This is a genomic window from Venatoribacter cucullus, from assembly GCF_016132445.1.
GTDB lineage: Bacteria > Pseudomonadota > Gammaproteobacteria > Pseudomonadales > Oceanobacteraceae > Venatoribacter > Venatoribacter cucullus.
In genome coordinates this window covers 2,420,001-2,440,062 of sequence record NZ_CP046056.1, presented here as the reverse complement: position 1 = coordinate 2,440,062, position 20,062 = coordinate 2,420,001, and the positions used below count along the sequence as shown (strand labels likewise).

Sequence of the window (20,062 nt, the reverse complement as noted above, 5' to 3'; positions counted from 1 at the left end):
GCGGAATATGCGAAGATGCCGGTTTTCCGGCCCGGATTGTTAGCCATGACCTCTAAGCGCATTTTCGTTATTTACACCGGCGGCACCCTGGGGATGCAGCCCACTCCGCGTGGTTATCAGCCGCTGGCCGGCTGGCTGGAACAACAGCTGCGCCAGTTGCCGGAATTGCAGCAACCGGAGATGCCAGAATTTGTGCTGCATGAATATGCGCCACTGCTCGATTCGTCCGATATGCAGCCACAGCATTGGCAAACAATCGCGGCGGATATTCATGCGCACTACGACGATTACGATGGTTTTGTGGTGCTGCACGGCACCGACACCATGGCTTACAGCGCCGCGGCGGTGCAGTGTTTATTGCCTGGGCTGGGCAAGCCGGTGCTGTTTACCGGCGCGCAGATTCCACTGGCCGAAGCCGGTTCCGATGCGCCGGCGAATATCCGCAATGCGTTGTACGCCGCTGCGCACAGTGGCATTGCTCAGGTGGGGATTGTGTTTCACCGGCAGTTATTGCCAGCAGAATACGCCACCAAAGTGGATGCCCAGGGCCTGGCTGCTTTTGCGGCCCCTAATGCCAAACCTTTGCTGGAATGGACGGATAAATATTTAAAACTGTCGGAATTAGTGCACGTAAAAAATGGCGACAAACCAGAATTAAAAAGCATTGTTGCGCAAAAAGTTGCCGTATTAACCCTGCATCCGGGCATGGATTTTGAGTTAATCGCACAATGGTTAGCGCAACCCTGGGACGCCGTTATTCTGCAAACCTTCGGCAGCGGTAATGCGCCGCAACATCCCACCTTACTAAGCGCTTTAAAAGACGCCAGCGCGCGTGGCGTGCGTATTATTAACCGCAGCCAGTGCGCGCGCGGCGATGTGCGTACTACATACGGTGGTGCTTATGCACTGGCGGACTGTGGCGTGGTGGCGGCTGGCGACCAGACGTTAGAAATGCTGCTGGCCCGTTTAATGACCAACGGCTTTTTGGTCTGATACTTTTTTCTGATTCTGTGCGCCGGTTCCGTTTTTTGAGTGCTTGTGGCGGTTCTGGTTGTTTTATTCCCCGTTCGCCTCATTACAATCAGGGCTCTTTTCACAGGAGTGTCTCAATGAATATTGCAAAAATTCTGACTGGTATGACTCTGGCAGCAGCGGTTGCTGCACCCGCGGTTGCGCAGCAGCCAACCCGTGGCTTTATGGTTGAGCGCGCAGGCGTGGCCGCGCAGGGCGAGGCCTCGGTGGATCTGTCTACTGGTGGCGACTACTCCAGCGGTGGTGTGCGTCTGGGCCTGGGCAACAGTGAGCTGATTTTGAACAGCAACAAGGTCGATACAGTAGGCGTTAACAGCGAAGCCATTTTCAAACTGGGTTTGCCTGCATTGCAGGGTCTGTCTGAAATGAAACACGGTCTGGCGGTGTACGCGGGCGTGGCAGTGTTTGATGAAGATTCCGTGGGTGGCGAAAGCTACAACAACTTTATGATCGGTGCTGCCTTTACCGCCGACATGAACAGCCTGCTGCTGAGCATTGCGCCGGAATTTATTATTGATGACGATAATGACGACAACTACCTGGACGTGGGCTTGTCAGCGCATCTGAAAATGGCCAAAACCCAGTACGGTACCTTTCAGCCGGGTATCGAAGTAATTGCCACCACTGCAGACAACAAAGACACGCTGGTTGTTGTTGGTGTGCGTTGGGAATACAACGACCGTCTGACGCTGGATATCGTACCGCTGCAGATCGGCGGCAATGCCTGGGGACAGGAAGATACTATTTCCCTGCCGGGCCAGATGCGTCTGAACGCCCGCTTCTGATCCGCCCGGTAAAAAAAAGCGGCCCTGCCATTCAGCAGCGCCGCTTTTTTATGCGTTTTAAATAATGTTTAAAACGGGTTTATGCGTTTTTAAATTGGTTATTTATCCGCCATTAATGCCTGCACCTGCGGCAGCAGTTCCAGCGCCCGCAGACGTTTTTCCCGGTCGTAAATATCGTTGGTAAACATCAGCTCGTCGCAGACATAGCGCTGGCGCAGTTGCTGCAGTTTAAAGGCCACGGTTTGCGGGCTGCCCGCCACCGACAGCGCCAGAAAATTCTGCACCTGCATACGGCTGGGGGCATCCCAGATCTTATCCATATCGTCCACCGGCGGCGGAATATACAGCGGCTTGCCGTACAGCAATGACAAAATCCGCTGTTGTGAACTGGTGCCTAAATAGCGCGCTTCGTCATCGGTGTCGGCCAGAATCAGCGGCAAACAGAGAATGGCATAAGGCTCGGCCAGCGCTGCCGAAGGCTGGAACTGGCGGCGGTACAGGGCCAATGCTTCGGCCGCTAACGCCGGAGCAAAATGCCCGGCAAAGGCATAGGGCAGCCCACGCTGCGCCGCCAGCTGGGCGCTGAATAAACTGGAACCGAGAATCCAGATGGGAATGTCGCTGTTGCGGCCGGGGTACGCGCGCACACCCGGCTCATCGCCATTGCCCAGCAGCCGTTGCAGTTCGGCCACTTCTTGTGGAAAACGCTCGGCGCGGCGTTCATCGCGGTGCAGGGCGCGGCTGGTGACGGGGTCGGTGCCGGGCGCACGGCCGAGGCCTAAATCAATCCGGCCCGGATGCAACGCTGCAAGGGTGCCGAACTGTTCGGCCACCACCAAGGGCGGGTGGTTGGGCAGCATAATGCCGCCGGAACCGATGCGCAGACGTTCCGTGTGCGCGGCCAGATCGGCAATTAAGACGCTGGTGGCACTGCTGGCAATGCCTTCCATATTGTGATGCTCCGCCAGCCACAGGCGCGTGAGGCCGAGTTGATCGGCAGCCTGGGCGTAACGGCGCAGCTCCAGCAAGGTGTGGCGGATGTCGGAACCGGTGGGCACCGAAGCCAGTTCCAGCAGTGATAATGGCAGGGTTGCAGCAGACATAAGAGGCCGTTCTGATAATGGAAAACCGCTACAGCCTGCCACAATGGCAGCAAAGTGCCAGCCGTTACGCCTGAACAGAGTGTTGACGCAGCAACCTGACGGCGCCGGCCTTTGCGGCCAGCCCCTGAATACGCCAGAATACGCCCCTTGTTTCTGCCCGAGTGCTGTTCATGACCACCCGCATTGCCATCAATGGTTTTGGCCGCATCGGCCGCTGCGTGCTGCGTGCGCTGTACGAGCATGGTTACCGCAACGATTTGCAGGTGGTGGCCATTAATGAGCTGGCCGACATCGACACCATCAGTTATATGCTGCGCTATGACAGCACCCACGGCCGTTTTCCCGGCACGGTGGACGTGGCGGATGATCGGCATCTGCTGGTGAATGGCGACCGTATTTGTGTGCGCCATATTGCCGAGCTGAGCGAGCTGGACTGGCAGGCGCTGGATGTGGACATCGTGCTGGAATGCAGCGGTCAGGTCACCAGCCGCGACGATGCCGAACAGCATCTGCACGCCGGTGCCCGTCGTGTGCTGATTTCCAACCCGGCCGACAGCGCGGTGGATAACACCATTATTTATGGCCTGAACCAGCACAGTCTGACGGCGGAGCAGCGCATCGTGTCGAATGGTTCCTGTTCCACTAATTGCCTGCTGCCGCTGCTGACTCTGCTGGATAACGCCTTTGGCATCGAAGCGGGCGTCACCACCACCATTCACTCGGCCATGAACGATCAGCCGGTGATCGACGCTTACCATTCTGATCTGCGCCGCACCCGCGCCGCCGGCCAGAGCATTATTCCGGTGGATACCGGCCTGCCGCTTGGTATCGCCCGCTTAATGCCCAAGCTGGCCGGCAAGATCGAAAGCCTGCACGTGCGGGTGCCGACCATGAACGTATCGGCGCTGGATATCAGCCTGCAGTTGCAGCAAATCACATCCTCACAAGCGGTGAATGACCTGATACAATCCGCCGCCGCCGGCAACCTGCGCGGGATTCTGGGCATTACCCGCGAGGCCCATGCCTCCATCGATTTTAATCACGACGCGCGCTCGGGCATTGTCGATGCCACGCAAACGCGCGTCAGTGCTGGCCACCTGCTGAAACTGCTGGTGTGGTTCGACAACGAATGGGGCTTTGCCAACCGCATGCTGGATACCGCGCGCTGCATGAGCAGCCTGCCGTCCGGCCCGAATTCTGTTAACCCGGTGGTGCAGCCGCCGAAGTGATCGACTGAGGAAACATCATGTCTGTAATCAAAATGACGGATCTGGATCTGAACGGTAAACGTGTGCTGATCCGTGAAGACCTGAACGTACCGGTTAAGAACGGCAACGTCGCTTCCGATGCCCGTATTCTGGCTTCCCTGCCCACCATTAAGCTGGCGCTGGAAAAAGGCGCCGCCGTGATGGTGTGTTCGCATCTGGGCCGTCCGACCGAAGGCGAGTTCTCGGCAGAAAATTCTCTGCGTCCGGTGGCCGACTACCTGAGCGCGGCGCTGGGTCGTGATGTACCGCTGGTCAGTGATTACCTGAATGGTGTGGATGTAAAAGCCGGTGAGATCGTGCTGTTTGAAAACGTGCGCTTTAACAAGGGCGAAAAGAAAAACGCCGATGAGCTGGCCAGGCAATACGCTGCTCTGTGCGACGTGTTCGTGATGGACGCCTTCGGTACCGCGCACCGCGCTGAAGGTTCCACCCACGGCGTGGCCAAATTTGCCCCGGTGGCCTGTGCCGGCCCGCTGCTGGCAGCCGAGCTGGACGCACTGGGCAAAGCGCTGGATAAGCCTGCCCGTCCGATGGTGGCAATTGTTGCCGGTTCCAAAGTGTCCACCAAACTCGACGTGCTGACCTCGCTGTCGACCATTTGTGACCAGCTGATTGTGGGTGGCGGTATCGCCAACACCTTCCTGGCCGCCGCGGGTTTTAAAGTGGGTAAATCCCTGTGTGAACACGACCTGATCGACACCGCCAAAGCCATCGCCGCCAAAGTGAACGTGCCACTGCCAACCGACGTAGTGGTGGCGGAAATCACCGGCCCGATCGACGATTTTATGGCCTTCGTTAATGCCGCCACGCCGGTGGTGAAGAAAGTGGCCGACGTGGGCGACAACGACATGATTCTGGACGTCGGCCCGGAAACCGCGGCCCAGTTCGCTGACATGCTGAAAGCGTCCAAAACCATTTTGTGGAATGGCCCGGTCGGCGTGTTTGAAGTGGACAGCTTCGGCAACGGTACCAAAGAACTGTCGAATGCCATTGCGGACAGCGCCGCATTCTCCATCGCCGGTGGTGGTGATACGCTGGCCGCCATCGACAAATACGGCGTGGCCGATAAGATCTCTTACATCTCCACTGGTGGCGGTGCGTTCCTCGAATTCGTGGAAGGCAAAGTGCTGCCGGCGGTTGCAGTACTGGAAGAACGCGCGCAGGGCGCCCGTTAAGCGTTCGGCTGAACAGCGTGTGGGAAGCCCGGCTTCCCGCGCAGAATTTTTTAATAGAGTCAGCGTCTGGCGTCTAGCGTCCAGCGTCTGGCAGACCTAAAGAGGCAACAACATGGCATTAATCAGCATGCGTCAGATGCTGGATCACGCCGCCGAATTCGGCTACGGCGTGCCAGCTTTCAACGTGAACAACCTGGAACAGATGCGCGCCATCATGGAAGCCGCCGACAAGACCGACTCGCCGGTGATTGTGCAGGCGTCTGCCGGTGCCCGTAAGTACGCCGGTGCGCCGTTCCTGCGCCACCTGATTCTGGCGGCCATTGAAGAATTCCCGCACATTCCGGTGTGTATGCACCAGGATCACGGTACGTCTCCGGACGTCTGTCAGCGTTCTATCCAGTTGGGTTTCAGCTCGGTGATGATGGACGGTTCGCTGGGTGAAGACGGTAAAACCCCGACTTCCTATGAGTACAACGTGGACGTAACCCGTCGTACCGTCGACATGGCGCACGCCTGTGGTGTATCGGTAGAAGGTGAGCTGGGCTGTCTGGGTTCTCTGGAAACCGGTATGGCCGGTGAAGAAGACGGCATCGGCGCCGAAGGCGTGCTGGATCACAGCCAGATGCTGACCGATCCGGAAGAAGCTGCGGATTTCGTGAAGAAAACCGGTGTGGACGCGCTGGCCATTGCCATCGGTACCAGCCACGGTGCGTACAAGTTCACCAAGCCGCCAACAGGCGACATTCTGGCCATCGACCGTATTAAAGAAATCCACAAGCGCATTCCGGATACCCACCTGGTAATGCACGGTTCTTCTTCGGTTCCGCAGGAATGGCTGGCGATCATCAACCAGTACGGCGGCGACATCAAAGAAACCTACGGTGTACCGGTGGAAGAAATCGTTGAAGGCATCAAGTACGGCGTGCGCAAGGTGAACATCGACACCGACCTGCGTCTGGCCTCCACTGGTGCGATGCGTCGCATGATGGCCGAACACCCGAGCGAGTTCGATCCGCGTAAATTCTTCGCCAAAACCGTCGAAGCCATGCGTGATATCTGTATCGCCCGTTACGAAGCCTTCGGCACCGCCGGTAACGCTTCCAAGATCAAACCGATCTCTCTGGAAGGCATGTACCAGCGTTACGCCCGTGGCGAACTGGATCCGAAAATCGGATGAGCGGTTTTCGTGATGCAACAAAAAACCCGCTGCGGCGGGTTTTTTGTATCTGCGCGGGGAAAAGGTAAATTATTCAATACAAATGCAAATACTTACTATTTGGGTCTTTTATCACAAAGCACTTTCTGACAGAGTACGCACCCCGGTATCCTGAGGGTACTGTTGTTGGAATAACCGGCATGAAATTGATTTCTCCTACTCTGGTTCGTCACGCCGCTTTGCTGCTGCCGCTGACATTGGCTGGCTGCAGCTCGGCCCCGGAGCAACCTGATCTGGCGGTCGCCACCACCGTGCAGGATTGGCATACCCAGACCCCGCAAGGGGTAAACCTCGACCCAGCTGACGCTGCCGACCCCTCGTCCCTGGCCACCTGGTGGCAACACTGGCAAGACCCGCTGCTGAATCAGCTGGTACAGCAGGTATTGGCGAATAACCCGAGCCTGGCCAGCAGTGGCATCAGTTACCGGCTGGCATTACTGCAGGCCGGTGTTGCTACCGCCGGTTTTCGCCCCAAGGGCAACCTCAGCACCGGCATCAGTGCCAGTGAGAGCGACAACACTGACAGCACCAGTGCTAATGCCGGGCTGAATGCTTCCTGGGAAATTGATTTATGGGGCAGCCGCCGCGCCGCCCGCGAGCAGGCCGATGCCAATGTGCAGAAGTCGCTGCAGGAGTTACACGCCGCCCAGGTGAGCTTAATTGCCGAAGTGGTGCAGGCCTATGTAGACCTGCGGCTGGCGCAGCAGAACCGGGGGTTAACCACAGAATCCATCCGCTTGCGTCAGCAAAGTTATGACTTGGCGCGCTGGCAACGGCAGGCCGGTTTAACCACCGAGCTGCAACAGGCGCAGGCGCTGACCTTATTACGCCAGACCGAATCTTCCTTACCACCCTATGAACAGGCCGAGCTGCAGGCGCTGCAGCAGTTGCAGGCGCTGGCCGGCGGAGAGTTGGGTGAATTATCAGCGGCGCTGCAAACGCCACAATCCTTACCCTCGTTTAGCGCTCCGGCCGGGTTAACGATTCCGGCCGAAGTGCTGCGCCAGCGCCCCGATGTGCAGGCGCAGGAGCAGGCGGTGCGGGCGCAGACCGAAGCGGTGGTGCTGGCGCGGCATCAGCGTTACCCATCGCTGGGTTTGTCCGGCAGTTTGTCCGCCAGTGGTGAAACCTACAGCGATGTCTTCGATGTTGATGCCGTGGTGGCCAGAATTGCCGCCAATCTGGCGCTGGTGTTGTTCGATGGCGGGGTACTGAAACAGGCGGTACGCACGCAGCAATTGCAGCTGGAACAAAGCCTGCTGGCCTATCGCAGCAAGCTGCTGACGGCGCAGGAAGAAGTGGAAAACGCCCTGACCAGGCTGGCCAGCACCCAACGCCAGCAGCAATCCTTTGCTCAGGCACTGGCGTCGGCGGAACTGTCCGCCAGTCTGTCTGCTCAGCAGTTTGAGGCCGGCTTATTAAGTTTTTCCGAATTACTCGATGCCCAGACCGCGCTGCTGAACGCCCGCAGCGCTTTATTGGGTAACCACAGCAATATTCTGGGCAGCTGGGTGCAGCTGTACCGCAGTATGGGAGGCGGCTGGCAAGGCCTGACGCTGCCGGCCCTGGCTTTTGATGCAGCAGGTGATACGCGTGAATAACGAACAACAGGAACAAGCCCGGCAGCTGGGATTGCTGCAGGCAACCGCTAATCCGAAACTGCGCTGGCTGCTGGCCGCGCTGCTGTTGCTGGCCGGCGCCGGCGGGCTGTGGTGGTGGCTGGGGTACCAGCCAGAAACCGGCATGATGTACAAAACCGCGCCAGCCAAGCGCATGAACCTGGCGGTTACCGTTACCGCCACCGGCAAGGTGTCGCCGAAAGACAAGGTGGAACTCAGTTCGGAGTTGTCGGGCATTATCGAAGAGGTGTTTGTCGACTATAACGACCGCGTCAGCGAAGGCCAGAAGCTGGCGCAGCTGGATACCAGTAAGATCGGCGCCACCGTGCTGCAGCGCAAAAGTTCGCTGCGCTCGGCCCAGGCGCAGGTAAAAACCGCCCGTGCCAATCTGGAAGAGGCGCAGCTGAATCATCAGTATTACCAGAACGTGTGGGCCAGCAGCGCAGGCAAATTCCCCTCGCAACAAACCCTGGATAACGCCCGCATTACCCTGGCCAAGGCCGAAGCCAGTGTGGAACAGGCGCTGGCCAGTGTGGATACCGCCAAAGCCGATCTGGAATTTGCCGAATCCGATCTGGCCAAAAGCACGCTGGTGTCGCCCATTGATGGCGTGGTGCTGAGCCGCTCGGTGGAAAAAGGCCAGACCGTGGCCTCGTCGTTATCAGCGCCCACCTTATTTCTGTTGGCGCGGGATTTAAAAGCTATGGAATTGCTGGTGGATGTGGATGAAGCCGACATCGGTGTGGTGAAGGTGGGGCAGTCCGCCACCTTTACCGTGGATGCCTATCGCGGCCGTACTTTTACCGCCCGCACCGAACAGATCCGCCTTGCTACTACTGAAGCCAGCACCTCCACCGTGGTGTCGTATCAGACGGTGCTGAGTGTGGAAAATGATGATTTATTACTGCTACCGGGCATGACCGCCGTCACCGATATCCGCATTGCCAGCGCCGACAATGCCCTCGTTATTGATAACGCCGCACTGCGTTACCGGCCGGCGGCCGCTGCCAACACCGCCGCTAACGGCAGCTCAGGCATGGTCGGGGCGTTGCTGCCGCGGCGTCTGCCGGGCATGGGCCGGGGCGAGAAAAAAGCCGGCGAAGAAAATTCGGTCGAGGAGCAGTTGCGCGGTCGTCCGGCCACCATCTGGGTGTTGCGTAATAACCAGCCGCAGGCGGTGGAAATTAAAACCGGCATCAGCAACGGCGCTTTCACCCAGGTTATCAGCGGTGATCTGCAGGAAGGTGATCTGGTGATCAGTGATGCGGTGCCGGTGCGCTCATGACCGCCCTGATTGAATTTCGCGGCGTTACCAAAACCTACGGCCAGGGTGCGGCGGCCTTTCAGGCTCTGAAAGGTGTGGATTTTGCCATTCAGCCCGGCCAGTTTGTGTCGCTGATGGGCCCCAGTGGCTCGGGCAAATCGACGGTGATGAACATTATCGGCTGTCTCGATGTGCTGAGTGGGGGTGAATATTATTTTCAGGGGGTGCCGGTGTCGCAGCTGAACCGTCAGCAGCGGGCGCTGTTACGCCGCCAGCATATTGGTTTTGTGTTTCAGGGTTTTAACCTGCTGGCCCGCACCACGGCGCTGGAAAACGTCGAGCTGCCGCTGGTGTACCGTGGTCTGGCCCGAAAAGAGCGCCAGCGGTTGGCCATGGAAGCACTGGATAAAGTGGGCCTGGGGCCCTGGGCTAAGCACGGCCCGGAAGAATTATCCGGCGGCCAGCAACAGCGGGTGGCCATTGCCCGCGCGCTGGTGACGCAGCCGGCCATTCTGCTGGCCGACGAGCCCACCGGTAACCTCGATACCGAACGCAGCCGCGAAATTATGCAGCTGCTGGCCGGCCTGAATCGCGACCAGAACCTGACCATTCTGATGGTGACGCACGAGCCGGACATGGCCGAATTCGGTAACCGCATTATTCACTTTGTCGATGGCCGGGTGGATTACGACCAGTTGCATCAACCTGCTGCAGGAGCGTTGTGATGTTCGGACTGATGCTGGGTAACGCCTTCAAGCTGGCGCTGCAGGAAATCCGCCGCAATATTCTGCGTTCGTTTTTAACCACGCTGGGCATCATCATCGGCGTGGCGGCGGTGATTACCATGGTTACGCTGGGCAAAGGTGCCACCGCGCAGGTGACGGAACAGATCGCCAGCCTCGGCAGCAATCTGCTGATGATTAACCGTGGGCAGGGCTTTGGCCCCGGTCGTGACCGCATGAGTGCGCCGGCCTTTACTCTGGCCGATGCCGAGGCGGTACGTAATGAAATCGCCGGTATTAAAGCCCTGGCACCGATGAGCAACAGCAGCGCCACGCTGGTGGTGGGCAACAATAACTGGAGCTCGACCATTCGCGGCAGCACCAATGAATTTCTGCTGGCCGGTAACTGGGCGCTGGACAGTGGCCGGGAATTTACCGCCGAAGAAGAAACCGTCGGCGGCGCGGTTTGTATTGTCGGCCAGACCATTATCCGCCAGCTGTTAAAAGACCAGCCGCTGGGCCAGACCATCCGCATCGGCCGTTTTACCTGCACGGTGGTGGGGACGTTCAAGGGCAAAGGCCAGACCAGCTTCGGTCAGGATCAGGACGATGTGGTGCTGCTGCCGTTCCCGACCTTTGCCCAGCGCATTGCCGGCAGCCGCGATGTGCAGCAGATTTATGTGTCGCTGCACGATGGGGTGGACAGCGCCCATGTGAAAAACCGCCTGACCGAATTGCTGAAATTACGCCGCAATATCGGCCCCAGCAGCAGCCTGAACTTCAATATTATGGATACCACCGAGCTGGCCGACACTCTCACCAGCACCACCCGCACCATGACCAGCCTGCTCGGCGCCGTGGCGGGGGTCAGCCTGCTGGTGGGCGGTATCGGTATTATGAATATTATGCTGGTGTCAGTAACGGAACGGACGCGGGAAATCGGTATCCGCCTCGCCATTGGTGCGCTGGAACACGAAGTGTTGTGGCAGTTTCTGGTCGAGGCGGTGGTGCTGTCATCGCTGGGCGGTTTGCTGGGCGTCTTGCTGGCGGTGGGGTTGTCGTTCGGACTGTCGCTGTGGATGGGCATGCCCTATGTGTTTGACCCGGGCATCACCTTAATTGCCTTTGTGTTTTCGGCGCTGGTCGGCGTGGTGTTCGGCTATTTTCCTGCCCGCCGCGCCGCGCGCCTGAATCCGATTGATGCACTGCGCACCTTATAAGCCGCACTGCGGACGTTATAAGCTGCGCTGCGTATCTGGTAAAAAGCCCGGTTAAATGCCGAAGCGGCTGAGGGCGGTTTTTTGCTGCACCGCCAGCTGTTCCAGTTGCTGGCTCAGAGCTTCGGTGGCACTGGCCTGACTTTCGGTCTGGCTGGCCTGGGCCGTCATGCTGTGGGTGCGCTGCTGAATGGCGGCACTGATCTGCAACTGCTCATGGCTGAGTGACGCCACCGCATGGCCGGTTTCCTGCAGCGCCTCGGCGGCCTGGCGGATATCGGCCAGCGCCTGCCCGGCGGCCTGCGCCTGTTGCACCATATAATCGGTTAAGCTGCTGACATCATTCAGGCTGCTGGCGGTCTGGTCGGCACCTTGCTGAATATTCTCCACCAACGCCGCAATTTCCCGGGTGGAATCGGCGGTACGGCGCGCCAATGTGCGCACTTCATCAGCCACCACCGCAAAGCCGCGGCCGTGTTCACCGGCCCGTGCCGCTTCAATTGCCGCGTTCAGCGCCAGCAGGTTGGTCTGTTCGGCAATGCTGCTGATCACATCCAGCACGGTGCCGATATTGCCGGAATGTTCCAGCAAGCCACGGGCAAACCCGGCCGACTGCTCGGTGCGGGCGCTGGTGTCGGCAATGGCCTTAACCACCGCCTGCACGGTCTGGTCGCCGTGGCTGACCAGCTGGGCGACATCCTGGGTGGCGCTGGCGGCCTGATCGGTAACCCGGTTCACCTGCTGCGCGGCAGCGTGTACCTGTTCCATCTGCTGACTGGTTTCGTGCATGCTGCCCAGCTGTTCGCGCGCCAGATTGCCGGTGTCGCCGGCCAGCTGACGCAGTTCTACCGCCGCCTCACTGAGTTGGCGGCCATTCTGATGCAGGGTCTGAAAGGTGCTGCTGATGCTGTCCATCATCTGATTAAACGCCCGTGCCAGCTCACCCAGCTCATCCCGATTCTGCAGTTCAATGCGCAAGCCAAGATCATGGGTTGTCTCCACTTCAATCACCCGGTTACGGATATTCCGCAGCGGGTTCAGAATGCGCCGGTAGCCCAGCCAGCCCAGCGCCGCCATGGCCAGAATCAGAACCGTGGCCAGTGCGGCGATGGCGCGGATGGTTTGCCGGGTTTGCGCTTCGGCCTCGGCGGCGCCGGCCGCTGCCAGTTCCGTCTGTAACGCAATCAACTGATCAACCAGTTGCAGCATGGGGCTGATCTGCGGGTACATATCCATATCAATCCAGCGGCCCATGCTGTACGACTCGCGCTGCTCAATAAATTGCTGCAGGCGGTCGAGGGCGGTCTGCAGTTGTGGGTAAGCCTCAGGGTGTTGCTGCAATAAGGCCTGTTCGCTGGCGGAAGTGGCCAGCCGCTGATACTGCTGCCAGGAATCTTCAATCTGTGTGCGGGCTTGCTGCAGGCGTTGCTGCGCGTCCGGCCACATCAGCATCTGGGCGCGGCTCTGGTGTGCCACATCCACCACGCCATCGGCGGTGGCACGGCTGATGGCACTGAGTAACCACACCGGGGTCATGCGTTCGTCAAACAGCCGGGTGGCATTGGCGACCACCTGCGGCATTTGTTGCCACACATAGAAAAAAATCAGGCTGGTGAGTACGGCGGGTAAAGCGGCCATCAGGATCAGCCGGTGGCGGATGCGCATGTAAAAATTCCTGTCAGAGCCGGGACATCCGGCGCTGCACAGGTTGTAGGTGCAATGTTACATATTTATGACAATGCGGTTGCGGTTAACAAATCGGTGGAAATGTTAACCGGAATTCACAAACAGGCTCAGCCGGCGTTGCGCGCGGTGTCCTGAATGCGTTGCACCATGGCGCGTAAACCGTTGCCGCGGGTGGGGCTTAAATGTTTGACCAGATCGATGCGGGCAAAATAATCGTCTATATCAAAGGCCAGAATACCCGCCGGGGTTTTGTGGTTGTACGCCGCCAGTACCACGCCCAGCAAACCGCGCACAATGTGTGCATCGGAATCGGCTTCGAAATTCAGCACGCCGTTATTCAGTTCGCTGTCGATCCACACCTGGCTCTGACAACCGCGCAGCAGATACTGTTCGGTTTTTTTGCTGTCGGCCATAACGGGTAATTGTTTACCCAGATCGATGATGTATTTGTAGCGCTCTTCCCAGTCGTCAAAAAAGCCCAGGGTATCGAGAATGTCTTCGGTGCTGATGCTGGTGCCGAAGGGGTTTTCAGTGAGGGTCATGGTTACTCCTTACAGGCTTTCAACAAAGGCGCGGATACGCTGCGCGGCTTCAATGCATTCATCCACGCCGGCGACTAAGGCCATGCGCACGCGGTTTTTACCCGGATTAATGTCATTTACCGTGCGGGATAAATACGAACCGGGCAGCACGGTGACGTTTTGCTGGGCGAATAATTGCTGGGCAAAGGTTTCTTCATTAATGGGCGTTTCTACCCACAGATAAAAACTGGCGTCGGTTTGCTGCACCGGTAACACCGGGCTGAGAATATCGATCACGGCACGGAATTTTTGTGTGTATAACTCGCGGTTTTCTACTACGTGCTGCTCGTCGTTCCAGGCGGCGATGGAGGCCAGCTGGGTTTGCAGCGGCATGGCACAGCCGTGGTAGGTGCGGTAGAGCAAAAAGGGTTTCAGCAGCGCGGCGTCGCCGGCAATAAAACCGGAACGCAGGCCCGGCAGGTTGGAGCGTTTGGACAGCGAGTGAAACACCACGCAGTTTTTATAATCGTGGCGGCCCAGACGTGCGCAGGCTTCCAGCAGGCCCATGGGTGCTTCTTTGCCATCGACGTAAATTTCTGAATAACACTCATCACTGGCCAGAATAAAGTTATGACGATCGGCCAGCTCAATCAGCTCAGCGAATTGTTCAAAACTCAGCACCGCACCGGTCGGGTTGCCGGGCGAGCAGAGGAACAGCAGCTGGCAGCGCTCCCAGACGTCGGCCGGTACGGCTTTATAGTCGGGATGGAAATTATTGGCCGCCAGACAGGGCAGAAAATACGGCGTGGCGCCGGCCAGATACGCGGCGCCTTCGTAAATCTGATAGAAGGGGTTGGGCGACACCACCAGAGCATCGGGCTGGCTGCGATCAACCGCGGCCTGAGTAAAGGCAAAAATGGCTTCGCGGGTGCCGTTAACCGGAATCACCTGGGTCACTGGGTCGATGGTTTGCAGGTTAAAACGGCGCTGCAGCCAGTGGGCGATGGTGCTGCTCAGTTCCGGCAGGCCTTTGGTGGTGGGGTAATTTTCCAGCCGGCTGATGTTGTCGATCATGGCTTGCTGCACAAAGGCCGGCGACGGATGCTGCGGTTCACCGATGGACAGGGCGATGTGTGGCAGCCCGGCAGGTGGGGTAACCGCGGCCTTCAGTTGGGCCAGTTTCTCAAACGGGTAGGGTTGCAGCTTGCTCAGATCGGGGTTCATGCCTGTGTCCGCGTTGCCTTAAAAACGGCGGCCATTATACAGGCATTTGGCGTGGATGCTTGTCAGAGCTGTACGGCGCGCAGGGCAGGCCTTAGCGGCGGGTGGCTGTTACCAAGCAGATGCCAGGCGCTGTCATTTTTTTGTTTGGCCAGGTGTTTGGCCTGAGCGGCCAGCTGCGCCAGGGTTTGCGGATCGTTGTTGGGCAGCAGGGTTGAGGGAACGACACCAATGGCGAGGCTCAGTAACGGCAAGTGGCAGGCATTGCCGGCGCGGTCGGTACCGGGAATATAGCCACGCTGGCGGTCTTCGGCACTGAGAAAATCAGTTACGCCGCTGGCGAAGCCTTGCAGAATATCGTCGCATAAGCGGGCAATATCCGGTTCCTCGCTGATCAGCACAAAATCATCACCACCGATATGGCCGACAAAGGTGTCGCGACTGCTGAATTGTTGCAGCAGCTTGCCCAGCCAGCGCAACACCGCATCGCCCTGACGATAACCATAGTGGTCGTTAAAGGGTTTGAAATAATTCAGGTCGGCATAGAGCAGACTGAAATTCTGTTGCACCCGCAATAACGAGGCGATGTGTTCATCCACTGGCACGTTACCGGGCAGCAGAGTCAGCGGGTTGGCGTAACGGGCTTTCTGCAGCTGGCTGTCGGTGATGTGTTTAAGCAGATCTTTACTGTTCACCACGCCCTGATATTCGCCGGCGTGGGTAACGATAATCTGCGGTGGCAATTCGTGCTCGGTGTCGTCGGTAATGATTTTACTCACCGTTTCCAGCGTCATGCTGGCATCCACAATCAGCGGATTCTGCTGCATAAAATGGCTGGCGGTTTTGCGTTCAAATAAGGCACGGCCATAGGGCAGGGCAAAGGCTTCCAGCAACCGTCGCCGTTCCAGTAAACCGACCGGGCGTTGCTGTGCCAGCACCGGCAGCGACATCAGTTCTGGCCGGGTGCGGAATAATTCATCCACCTGGCGCATCGGCAGCTGGGCATCAATGGCGCGGACGTTCTGGCATAAATTACCAATGGGTTGCTCAAGCCCTTTGCCATAACTGTTGGGCGGCGGTGCCGGCGTGCGTTCCGGGGTTAAAAATGCCGGCTGACTTTGCGGTTTACCCAGCAGATAGCCCTGGCCAATATGAATACCCAGACTGCGGATCAGGTTCAGTTCACCAACGGTTTCAATACCTTCGGCAATCACTTCGCACTGCAGTTGCTCACACAGCTGCACCACTGAGGTGACAAAGGCTTGCTTGACCGGGTCCTGATCAATGCGGTCGATAAAATGGCGATCAATTTTGACGTAATGCGGACGGATTTCTGACCAGAGTTTGAGGCCGGAATAGCCGCTGCCCAGATCATCGATGGCAATGCTGTAACCCAGTTCTTTCAGGTGGCCGAGCAGGGTTAAAAACTGCGCAGTATTGTCGATGGGAAAGCGTTCGGATATTTCCAGCACCACATTGGCCGGTTGCAGGCCACGCTGTTGCAGCAACAGCGTCAGGCTGCTGATTTCTTCGGCATAATTCAGCAGACTTTGCGGGCAGACATTCAGAAATAACAGGCCTTCGGCCTGTTCGGCAGCAAAGTGTTTTACCGCACTGCGGATACACAGCAGCTCCAGTTCGGGAATGCGGTCAAACTGGTGCGCAGCCTGAAACATCAGGTCCGGGCGTTGTAGCAGATGCCCCTGTTCGCCCCGGCTGAGTGCTTCATAACCCAGCGCGCATTGCCGGCGTAAATCGACAATGGGTTGTACAACGGTGTGAATGGCTTCCTTGCTGATCAGATCGTCCAGACTGCGTTGCAGCAGATGCGGTGCCATAAATAAAACCGGAAAAATCAGACAGGCGGGCATTATCGGGCGGCAATGTGAACGCCAGATGACAGTCGTGTAATGAATCAGTCACTTTTCGCGGCTGTTTGTTGGCAGGCGGGCAATAAAAAACCCGGCCGGAGCCGGGTTCTTTGGTTGCAGACAGTCTCTTAGTTAGAGGCTTCTACAATGCGCTTCATGTCGGTCATGTAGCCACGCAGTTCCTGACCGATCCACTCTACCGGGTGGTTGCGGATCAGTTCGTTCACTTCGATCAGACGCTTGTTGTCGACAGAAGTGGACTTCACTTTCAGGCCTTTACCGATCACGTCGGTGCTGATGTGCGGCATGAACTTCTCGCGCAGCAGCGGTACCGCAGCGTGAGAGAACAGGTAGTTACCGTATTCAGCGGTGTCAGAGATCACCACGTTCATTTCGTACAGTTTGCGACGGGCGATGGTGTTGGCGATCAGCGGAGTTTCGTGCAGAGACTCGTAGTAAGCAGACTCTTCAACAATGCCGCTCTCAACCATGGTTTCAAACGCCAGTTCTACGCCGGCTTTGATCATGGCAACCAGCAGGATGCCGTGGTCGAAGTATTCCTGCTCGTCGATCTTAACGTCAGACGCCGGGGCTTTTTCGAAGCCGGTTTCTGCGGTTTCTTCACGCCATTTCAGCAGGTTGGCATCGTTATTGGCCCAGTCGATCATCATGTTGCGGGAGAATTCGCCGCTCATGATGTCGTCCTGATGCTTGCGGAACAGCGGGCGCATCAGTTCTTTCAGGTCTTCGGCCATGTCGAAGGCAACGATTTTCGCCGGGTTGGACAGACGATCCATCATGTTGGTGATGCCGCCGTATTTCAGCGCTTCGGTCACAGTTTCCCAGCCGTACTGGATCAGCTTGGCGGCGTAACCTTCGTCGATACCGTCTTCAACCATTTTCTCGAAGCCCAGGATGGCGCCAGTCTGCAGCATGCCGCACAGAATGGTTTGTTCGCCCATCAGGTCAGACTTCACTTCGGCTACGAAAGAAGATTCCAGGCAGCCCGCACGGTGACCACCGGTACCAGCGGCCCAGGCTTTGGCGATGTCCCAGCCTTCGCCGTTCGGGTCGTTTTCCGGGTGCACAGCGATCAGGGTCGGTACACCGAAACCACGCTTGTATTCTTCACGCACTTCAGAACCCGGGCACTTCGGTGCCACCATGACTACAGTCAGGTCAGAACGGATCTGCATGCCTTCTTCCACGATGTTGAAACCGTGGCTGTAGCCCAGGGCTGCGCCTTGCTTCATCAGCGGCATCACGGCGTTGATAACGGCAGTGTGCTGCTTGTCCGGGGTCAGGTTGATCAGCAGGTCAGCCTGCGGGATCAGTTCTTCGTAGGTGCCAACAGTGAAACCGTTGTCAGTGGCGTTTTTCCAGGACTGACGCTTTTCCGCAATGGCTTCTGCGCGCAGGGTGTAAGACACATCCAGGCCAGAATCACGCATGTTCAGGCCCTGGTTCAGACCCTGAGCACCACAGCCGATGATGACGACTTTTTTGCCTTTCAGAAAATCACAGCCGGACTCGAACTCAGAACGGTCCATAAAACGGCAGCGGCCCAGCTGATCCAGCTTTTCACGCAGGTTCAGGGTATTGAAATAGTTAGCACTCATCTCTGTCTCCCAGGTAGTGAGGTTAATAAAAATCCGCGCCCATACTAAGCCACCCAGCTTGTTGCGTAAAATGCTATCTTTGCGTCATCCTGTTGCAATAAATGCAACGCCCTGGCGGAGGTTAAAGAAAGACCATGGATTACAAAGACTTGCAGGTGTTTTTAAGCCTCTGCAGCTGTCTGCACTTGGGGAAAGCCAGTGTGCAACTGCACATGAGTCCGTCCACGCTCAGCCGGCGGCTGGCGCGTATGGAAGAAGAAGCCGGTGCGCAACTGTTAACCCGCGATACCACACCGTTGCAGTTAACCGCCGCCGGTGAGCGTTTCCGTCAGCATGCTGAGCAAACCTTATTAAGCTGGCAGGAGTTGCGCACAGCTCTGAGTACCGAAGTGAGCGACCTCAGTGGTCGTCTGACACTCTACTGTTCGGTAACTGCCAGCTACAGCTTTCTGGCCGATCTGTTATCGCGTTTCCGTGAACGCTATCCGCTGGTGGATCTGCGTATCCACACCGGTGATGCCGCAGAGTCTATTCCGCGGGCGCTGTCCGGTGAGGCGGATGTGGTGATTGCGGCCCGCCCTGAGCAGTTACCGCAGGAGCTCACTTTTAAGGCCATTGCCGCGTCACCTTTATTGTTCATTGCCCCGCGGGCACCAGGGGCGGTGTCAGCGCTAACCCGCAGTGATATCGACTGGTCGGCGGTACCCATGGTGCTGTCGGAAACCGGGTTGGCCCGTACCCGGGTAAATCGCTGGTTTGAAAGCCGTGGCATTACTCCGCATATCTATGCCCAGGTCACCGGCAACGAAGCCATTGTCAGCATGGTGGCATTAGGGGTTGGGGCTGGAGTGGTGCCGGAACTGGTATTGCGCAACAGTCCAATGGCCGGCCGGGTGCGGGTATTGAATGTACAACCTGAGCTGGAGCCGTTTTCCATTGGCCTGTGCGCGCCGACGCAACGTTTGCATGAACCTTTATTGCAGGCGTTGTGGAAGACGGCTGTTATTTGACCGGCGATGGCTCATAATGCAGCCTTTGTTTAACGCAGTACGAACGAGTTTTACCCATGAGTCTTAACGATAAGAACGAATCTCTGCACGACGAGCAGGCAGACGCTGAAACGGAACAACCCTGTAAACCAGCTAAGTGGCCTGGCCGTAAAGGTATCTACCTGTTACCGAACCTGTTCACCACCGGCGCCTTGTTCTCTGGCTTCTATGCCGTAGTGGCCAGTATGAACGGCGACTTTATTAATGCCTCTATTGCTATCTTTGTAGCCATGATTCTGGATGGTATGGACGGCCGCGTGGCTCGTCTCACTAATACGCAGAGTGATTTCGGTGCCGAGTATGACAGCCTCGCCGATATGGTGTCTTTTGGCGTGGCACCAGCGCTGGTGGCCTTCAGCTGGGCATTGCAGGATTTAGGTAAAGTCGGCTGGGTTGCTGCTTTTATTTATGTGGCCGGTGCAGCTTTGCGACTGGCGCGCTTTAATACCCAGCTCGACACTGCGGATAAGAACTTCTTCACCGGCCTGGCCAGTCCGGCGGCGGCAGCTATTGTGGCCGGTACCGTCTGGGTGTTCAGTGAAACTGGTGTTAAAGGGGAAGAGGTGGCCTGGTTGATGGCGGTGATAGTGCCGGCAGCGGGTTTGCTGATGGTCAGTAACTTTAAATATCACAGCTTCAAAGGTCTCGACCTGCGTGGCAAGGTTCCTTTTGTCGCCATGTTGGCGGTCGTGTT

The 20,062-nt window shown here is 57.6% G+C and carries 17 protein-coding genes (1 of these 17 running past the window's edge); 11 read left to right on the top strand and 6 right to left on the bottom strand.

The genetic code is table 11. The features are described from left to right. Positions 1-45 precede the first annotated feature (45 nt). Entirely contained in the window at positions 46-993 is a 948-nt protein-coding gene (locus GJQ55_RS11575) for an asparaginase domain-containing protein (protein WP_228345118.1), read from the top strand. 116 nt (positions 994-1,109) lie between these two features. Further along, the gene (locus GJQ55_RS11570; protein WP_228345117.1) at positions 1,110-1,817 is read left to right on the top strand and encodes a hypothetical protein; all 708 of its coding nucleotides are present in this window, start codon (positions 1,110-1,112) and stop codon (positions 1,815-1,817) included. 98 nt (positions 1,818-1,915) lie between these two features. Here GJQ55_RS11570 and GJQ55_RS11565 read toward each other — a convergent pair whose 3' ends face one another. Then, the gene (locus tag GJQ55_RS11565) at positions 1,916-2,920 is read right to left on the bottom strand and encodes an LLM class flavin-dependent oxidoreductase (protein ID WP_228345116.1); all 1,005 of its coding nucleotides are present in this window, start codon (positions 2,918-2,920) and stop codon (positions 1,916-1,918) included. 170 nt (positions 2,921-3,090) lie between these two features. On the opposite strand from GJQ55_RS11565, the gene GJQ55_RS11560 reads away from it, so the two are divergent. The 7 genes from GJQ55_RS11560 to GJQ55_RS11530 all read left to right on the top strand — a co-directional run bounded on the left by GJQ55_RS11560 (position 3,091) and on the right by GJQ55_RS11530 (position 11,404). Then, a complete protein-coding gene (locus GJQ55_RS11560) occupies positions 3,091-4,149 on the top strand; it encodes a type I glyceraldehyde-3-phosphate dehydrogenase (RefSeq protein WP_228345115.1) in 1,059 nt (352 codons plus the stop codon). A 17-nt stretch (positions 4,150-4,166) separates the two neighbouring features. Further along, positions 4,167-5,363, top strand: a complete 1,197-nt coding sequence (locus GJQ55_RS11555) for a phosphoglycerate kinase (RefSeq protein ID WP_228345114.1) — start codon at positions 4,167-4,169, stop codon at positions 5,361-5,363. 112 nt (positions 5,364-5,475) lie between these two features. Beyond that, the gene (gene fba, locus GJQ55_RS11550; RefSeq protein ID WP_228345113.1) at positions 5,476-6,540 is read left to right on the top strand and encodes a class II fructose-bisphosphate aldolase; all 1,065 of its coding nucleotides are present in this window, start codon (positions 5,476-5,478) and stop codon (positions 6,538-6,540) included. A 179-nt stretch (positions 6,541-6,719) separates the two neighbouring features. Continuing rightward, positions 6,720-8,180, top strand: a complete 1,461-nt coding sequence (locus GJQ55_RS11545) for an efflux transporter outer membrane subunit (RefSeq protein WP_228345112.1) — start codon at positions 6,720-6,722, stop codon at positions 8,178-8,180. Next, positions 8,173-9,483 carry an efflux RND transporter periplasmic adaptor subunit gene (locus GJQ55_RS11540; RefSeq protein WP_228345111.1) on the top strand — a complete coding sequence of 437 codons (1,311 nt, stop codon included), beginning with the start codon at positions 8,173-8,175 and terminating at the stop codon, positions 9,481-9,483. The genes GJQ55_RS11545 and GJQ55_RS11540 overlap by 8 nt, the downstream gene beginning before the upstream one ends. Then, complete coding sequence (locus tag GJQ55_RS11535; RefSeq protein WP_228345110.1) at positions 9,480-10,187, top strand: ABC transporter ATP-binding protein; 708 nt, start codon at positions 9,480-9,482, stop codon at positions 10,185-10,187. Before GJQ55_RS11540 ends, GJQ55_RS11535 begins: the two co-directional genes overlap by 4 nt. Then, the gene (locus GJQ55_RS11530) at positions 10,187-11,404 is read left to right on the top strand and encodes an ABC transporter permease (protein WP_228346792.1); all 1,218 of its coding nucleotides are present in this window, start codon (positions 10,187-10,189) and stop codon (positions 11,402-11,404) included. The genes GJQ55_RS11535 and GJQ55_RS11530 overlap by 1 nt, the downstream gene beginning before the upstream one ends. Before the next feature lie 51 nt (positions 11,405-11,455). Here GJQ55_RS11530 and GJQ55_RS11525 read toward each other — a convergent pair whose 3' ends face one another. The 5 genes from GJQ55_RS11525 to ilvC form a co-directional block, all read right to left on the bottom strand. After that, the gene (locus GJQ55_RS11525) at positions 11,456-13,066 is read right to left on the bottom strand and encodes a methyl-accepting chemotaxis protein (protein WP_228345109.1); all 1,611 of its coding nucleotides are present in this window, start codon (positions 13,064-13,066) and stop codon (positions 11,456-11,458) included. A gap of 128 nt (positions 13,067-13,194) precedes the next feature. Beyond that, positions 13,195-13,629: a SufE family protein gene (locus tag GJQ55_RS11520; RefSeq protein WP_228345108.1), complete on the bottom strand. Its 435-nt coding sequence runs from the start codon at positions 13,627-13,629 to the stop codon at positions 13,195-13,197. A 9-nt stretch (positions 13,630-13,638) separates the two neighbouring features. Continuing rightward, a complete protein-coding gene (dapC, locus tag GJQ55_RS11515) occupies positions 13,639-14,832 on the bottom strand; it encodes a succinyldiaminopimelate transaminase (protein ID WP_228345107.1) in 1,194 nt (397 codons plus the stop codon). Positions 14,833-14,894: 62 nt separating this feature from the next. Next, the gene (locus GJQ55_RS11510) at positions 14,895-16,667 is read right to left on the bottom strand and encodes a GGDEF domain-containing protein (RefSeq protein ID WP_228345106.1); all 1,773 of its coding nucleotides are present in this window, start codon (positions 16,665-16,667) and stop codon (positions 14,895-14,897) included. A 161-nt stretch (positions 16,668-16,828) separates the two neighbouring features. Further along, entirely contained in the window at positions 16,829-18,319 is a 1,491-nt protein-coding gene (ilvC, locus tag GJQ55_RS11505; RefSeq protein ID WP_228345105.1) for a ketol-acid reductoisomerase, read from the bottom strand. A gap of 134 nt (positions 18,320-18,453) precedes the next feature. Between ilvC and ilvY the strand changes: the two genes are divergently transcribed. Together ilvY and pssA are read left to right on the top strand one after the other, a co-directional pair. After that, entirely contained in the window at positions 18,454-19,329 is an 876-nt protein-coding gene (ilvY, locus tag GJQ55_RS11500; RefSeq protein WP_228345104.1) for an HTH-type transcriptional activator IlvY, read from the top strand. Between the two features lie 56 nt (positions 19,330-19,385). Then, positions 19,386-20,062 carry the 5' portion of a CDP-diacylglycerol--serine O-phosphatidyltransferase gene (pssA, locus tag GJQ55_RS11495; RefSeq protein WP_228345103.1) on the top strand. 121 nt of this gene lie beyond the right edge of the window, so only the first 677 of its 798 coding nucleotides appear in the window; the start codon lies at positions 19,386-19,388; its stop codon lies beyond the right edge, outside the window.

What these genes read in the sequence shown, in the direction of transcription:
- GJQ55_RS11575 (WP_228345118.1), top strand. Translation starts at nt 46, where the DNA reads ATGACCTCTAAGCGCATTTTCGTTATTTACACCGGCGGCACCCTGGGG.
- GJQ55_RS11570 (WP_228345117.1), top strand. Translation starts at nt 1,110, where the DNA reads ATGAATATTGCAAAAATTCTGACTGGTATGACTCTGGCAGCAGCGGTT.
- GJQ55_RS11565 (WP_228345116.1), bottom strand. Translation starts at nt 2,920, where the DNA reads ATGTCTGCTGCAACCCTGCCATTATCACTGCTGGAACTGGCTTCGGTG.
- GJQ55_RS11560 (WP_228345115.1), top strand. Translation starts at nt 3,091, where the DNA reads ATGACCACCCGCATTGCCATCAATGGTTTTGGCCGCATCGGCCGCTGC.
- GJQ55_RS11555 (WP_228345114.1), top strand. Translation starts at nt 4,167, where the DNA reads ATGTCTGTAATCAAAATGACGGATCTGGATCTGAACGGTAAACGTGTG.
- fba (WP_228345113.1), top strand. Translation starts at nt 5,476, where the DNA reads ATGGCATTAATCAGCATGCGTCAGATGCTGGATCACGCCGCCGAATTC.
- GJQ55_RS11545 (WP_228345112.1), top strand. Translation starts at nt 6,720, where the DNA reads ATGAAATTGATTTCTCCTACTCTGGTTCGTCACGCCGCTTTGCTGCTG.
- GJQ55_RS11535 (WP_228345110.1), top strand. Translation starts at nt 9,480, where the DNA reads ATGACCGCCCTGATTGAATTTCGCGGCGTTACCAAAACCTACGGCCAG.
- GJQ55_RS11530 (WP_228346792.1), top strand. Translation starts at nt 10,187, where the DNA reads ATGTTCGGACTGATGCTGGGTAACGCCTTCAAGCTGGCGCTGCAGGAA.
- GJQ55_RS11525 (WP_228345109.1), bottom strand. Translation starts at nt 13,066, where the DNA reads ATGCGCATCCGCCACCGGCTGATCCTGATGGCCGCTTTACCCGCCGTA.
- GJQ55_RS11520 (WP_228345108.1), bottom strand. Translation starts at nt 13,629, where the DNA reads ATGACCCTCACTGAAAACCCCTTCGGCACCAGCATCAGCACCGAAGAC.
- dapC (WP_228345107.1), bottom strand. Translation starts at nt 14,832, where the DNA reads ATGAACCCCGATCTGAGCAAGCTGCAACCCTACCCGTTTGAGAAACTG.
- GJQ55_RS11510 (WP_228345106.1), bottom strand. Translation starts at nt 16,667, where the DNA reads ATGGCACCGCATCTGCTGCAACGCAGTCTGGACGATCTGATCAGCAAG.
- ilvC (WP_228345105.1), bottom strand. Translation starts at nt 18,319, where the DNA reads ATGAGTGCTAACTATTTCAATACCCTGAACCTGCGTGAAAAGCTGGAT.
- ilvY (WP_228345104.1), top strand. Translation starts at nt 18,454, where the DNA reads ATGGATTACAAAGACTTGCAGGTGTTTTTAAGCCTCTGCAGCTGTCTG.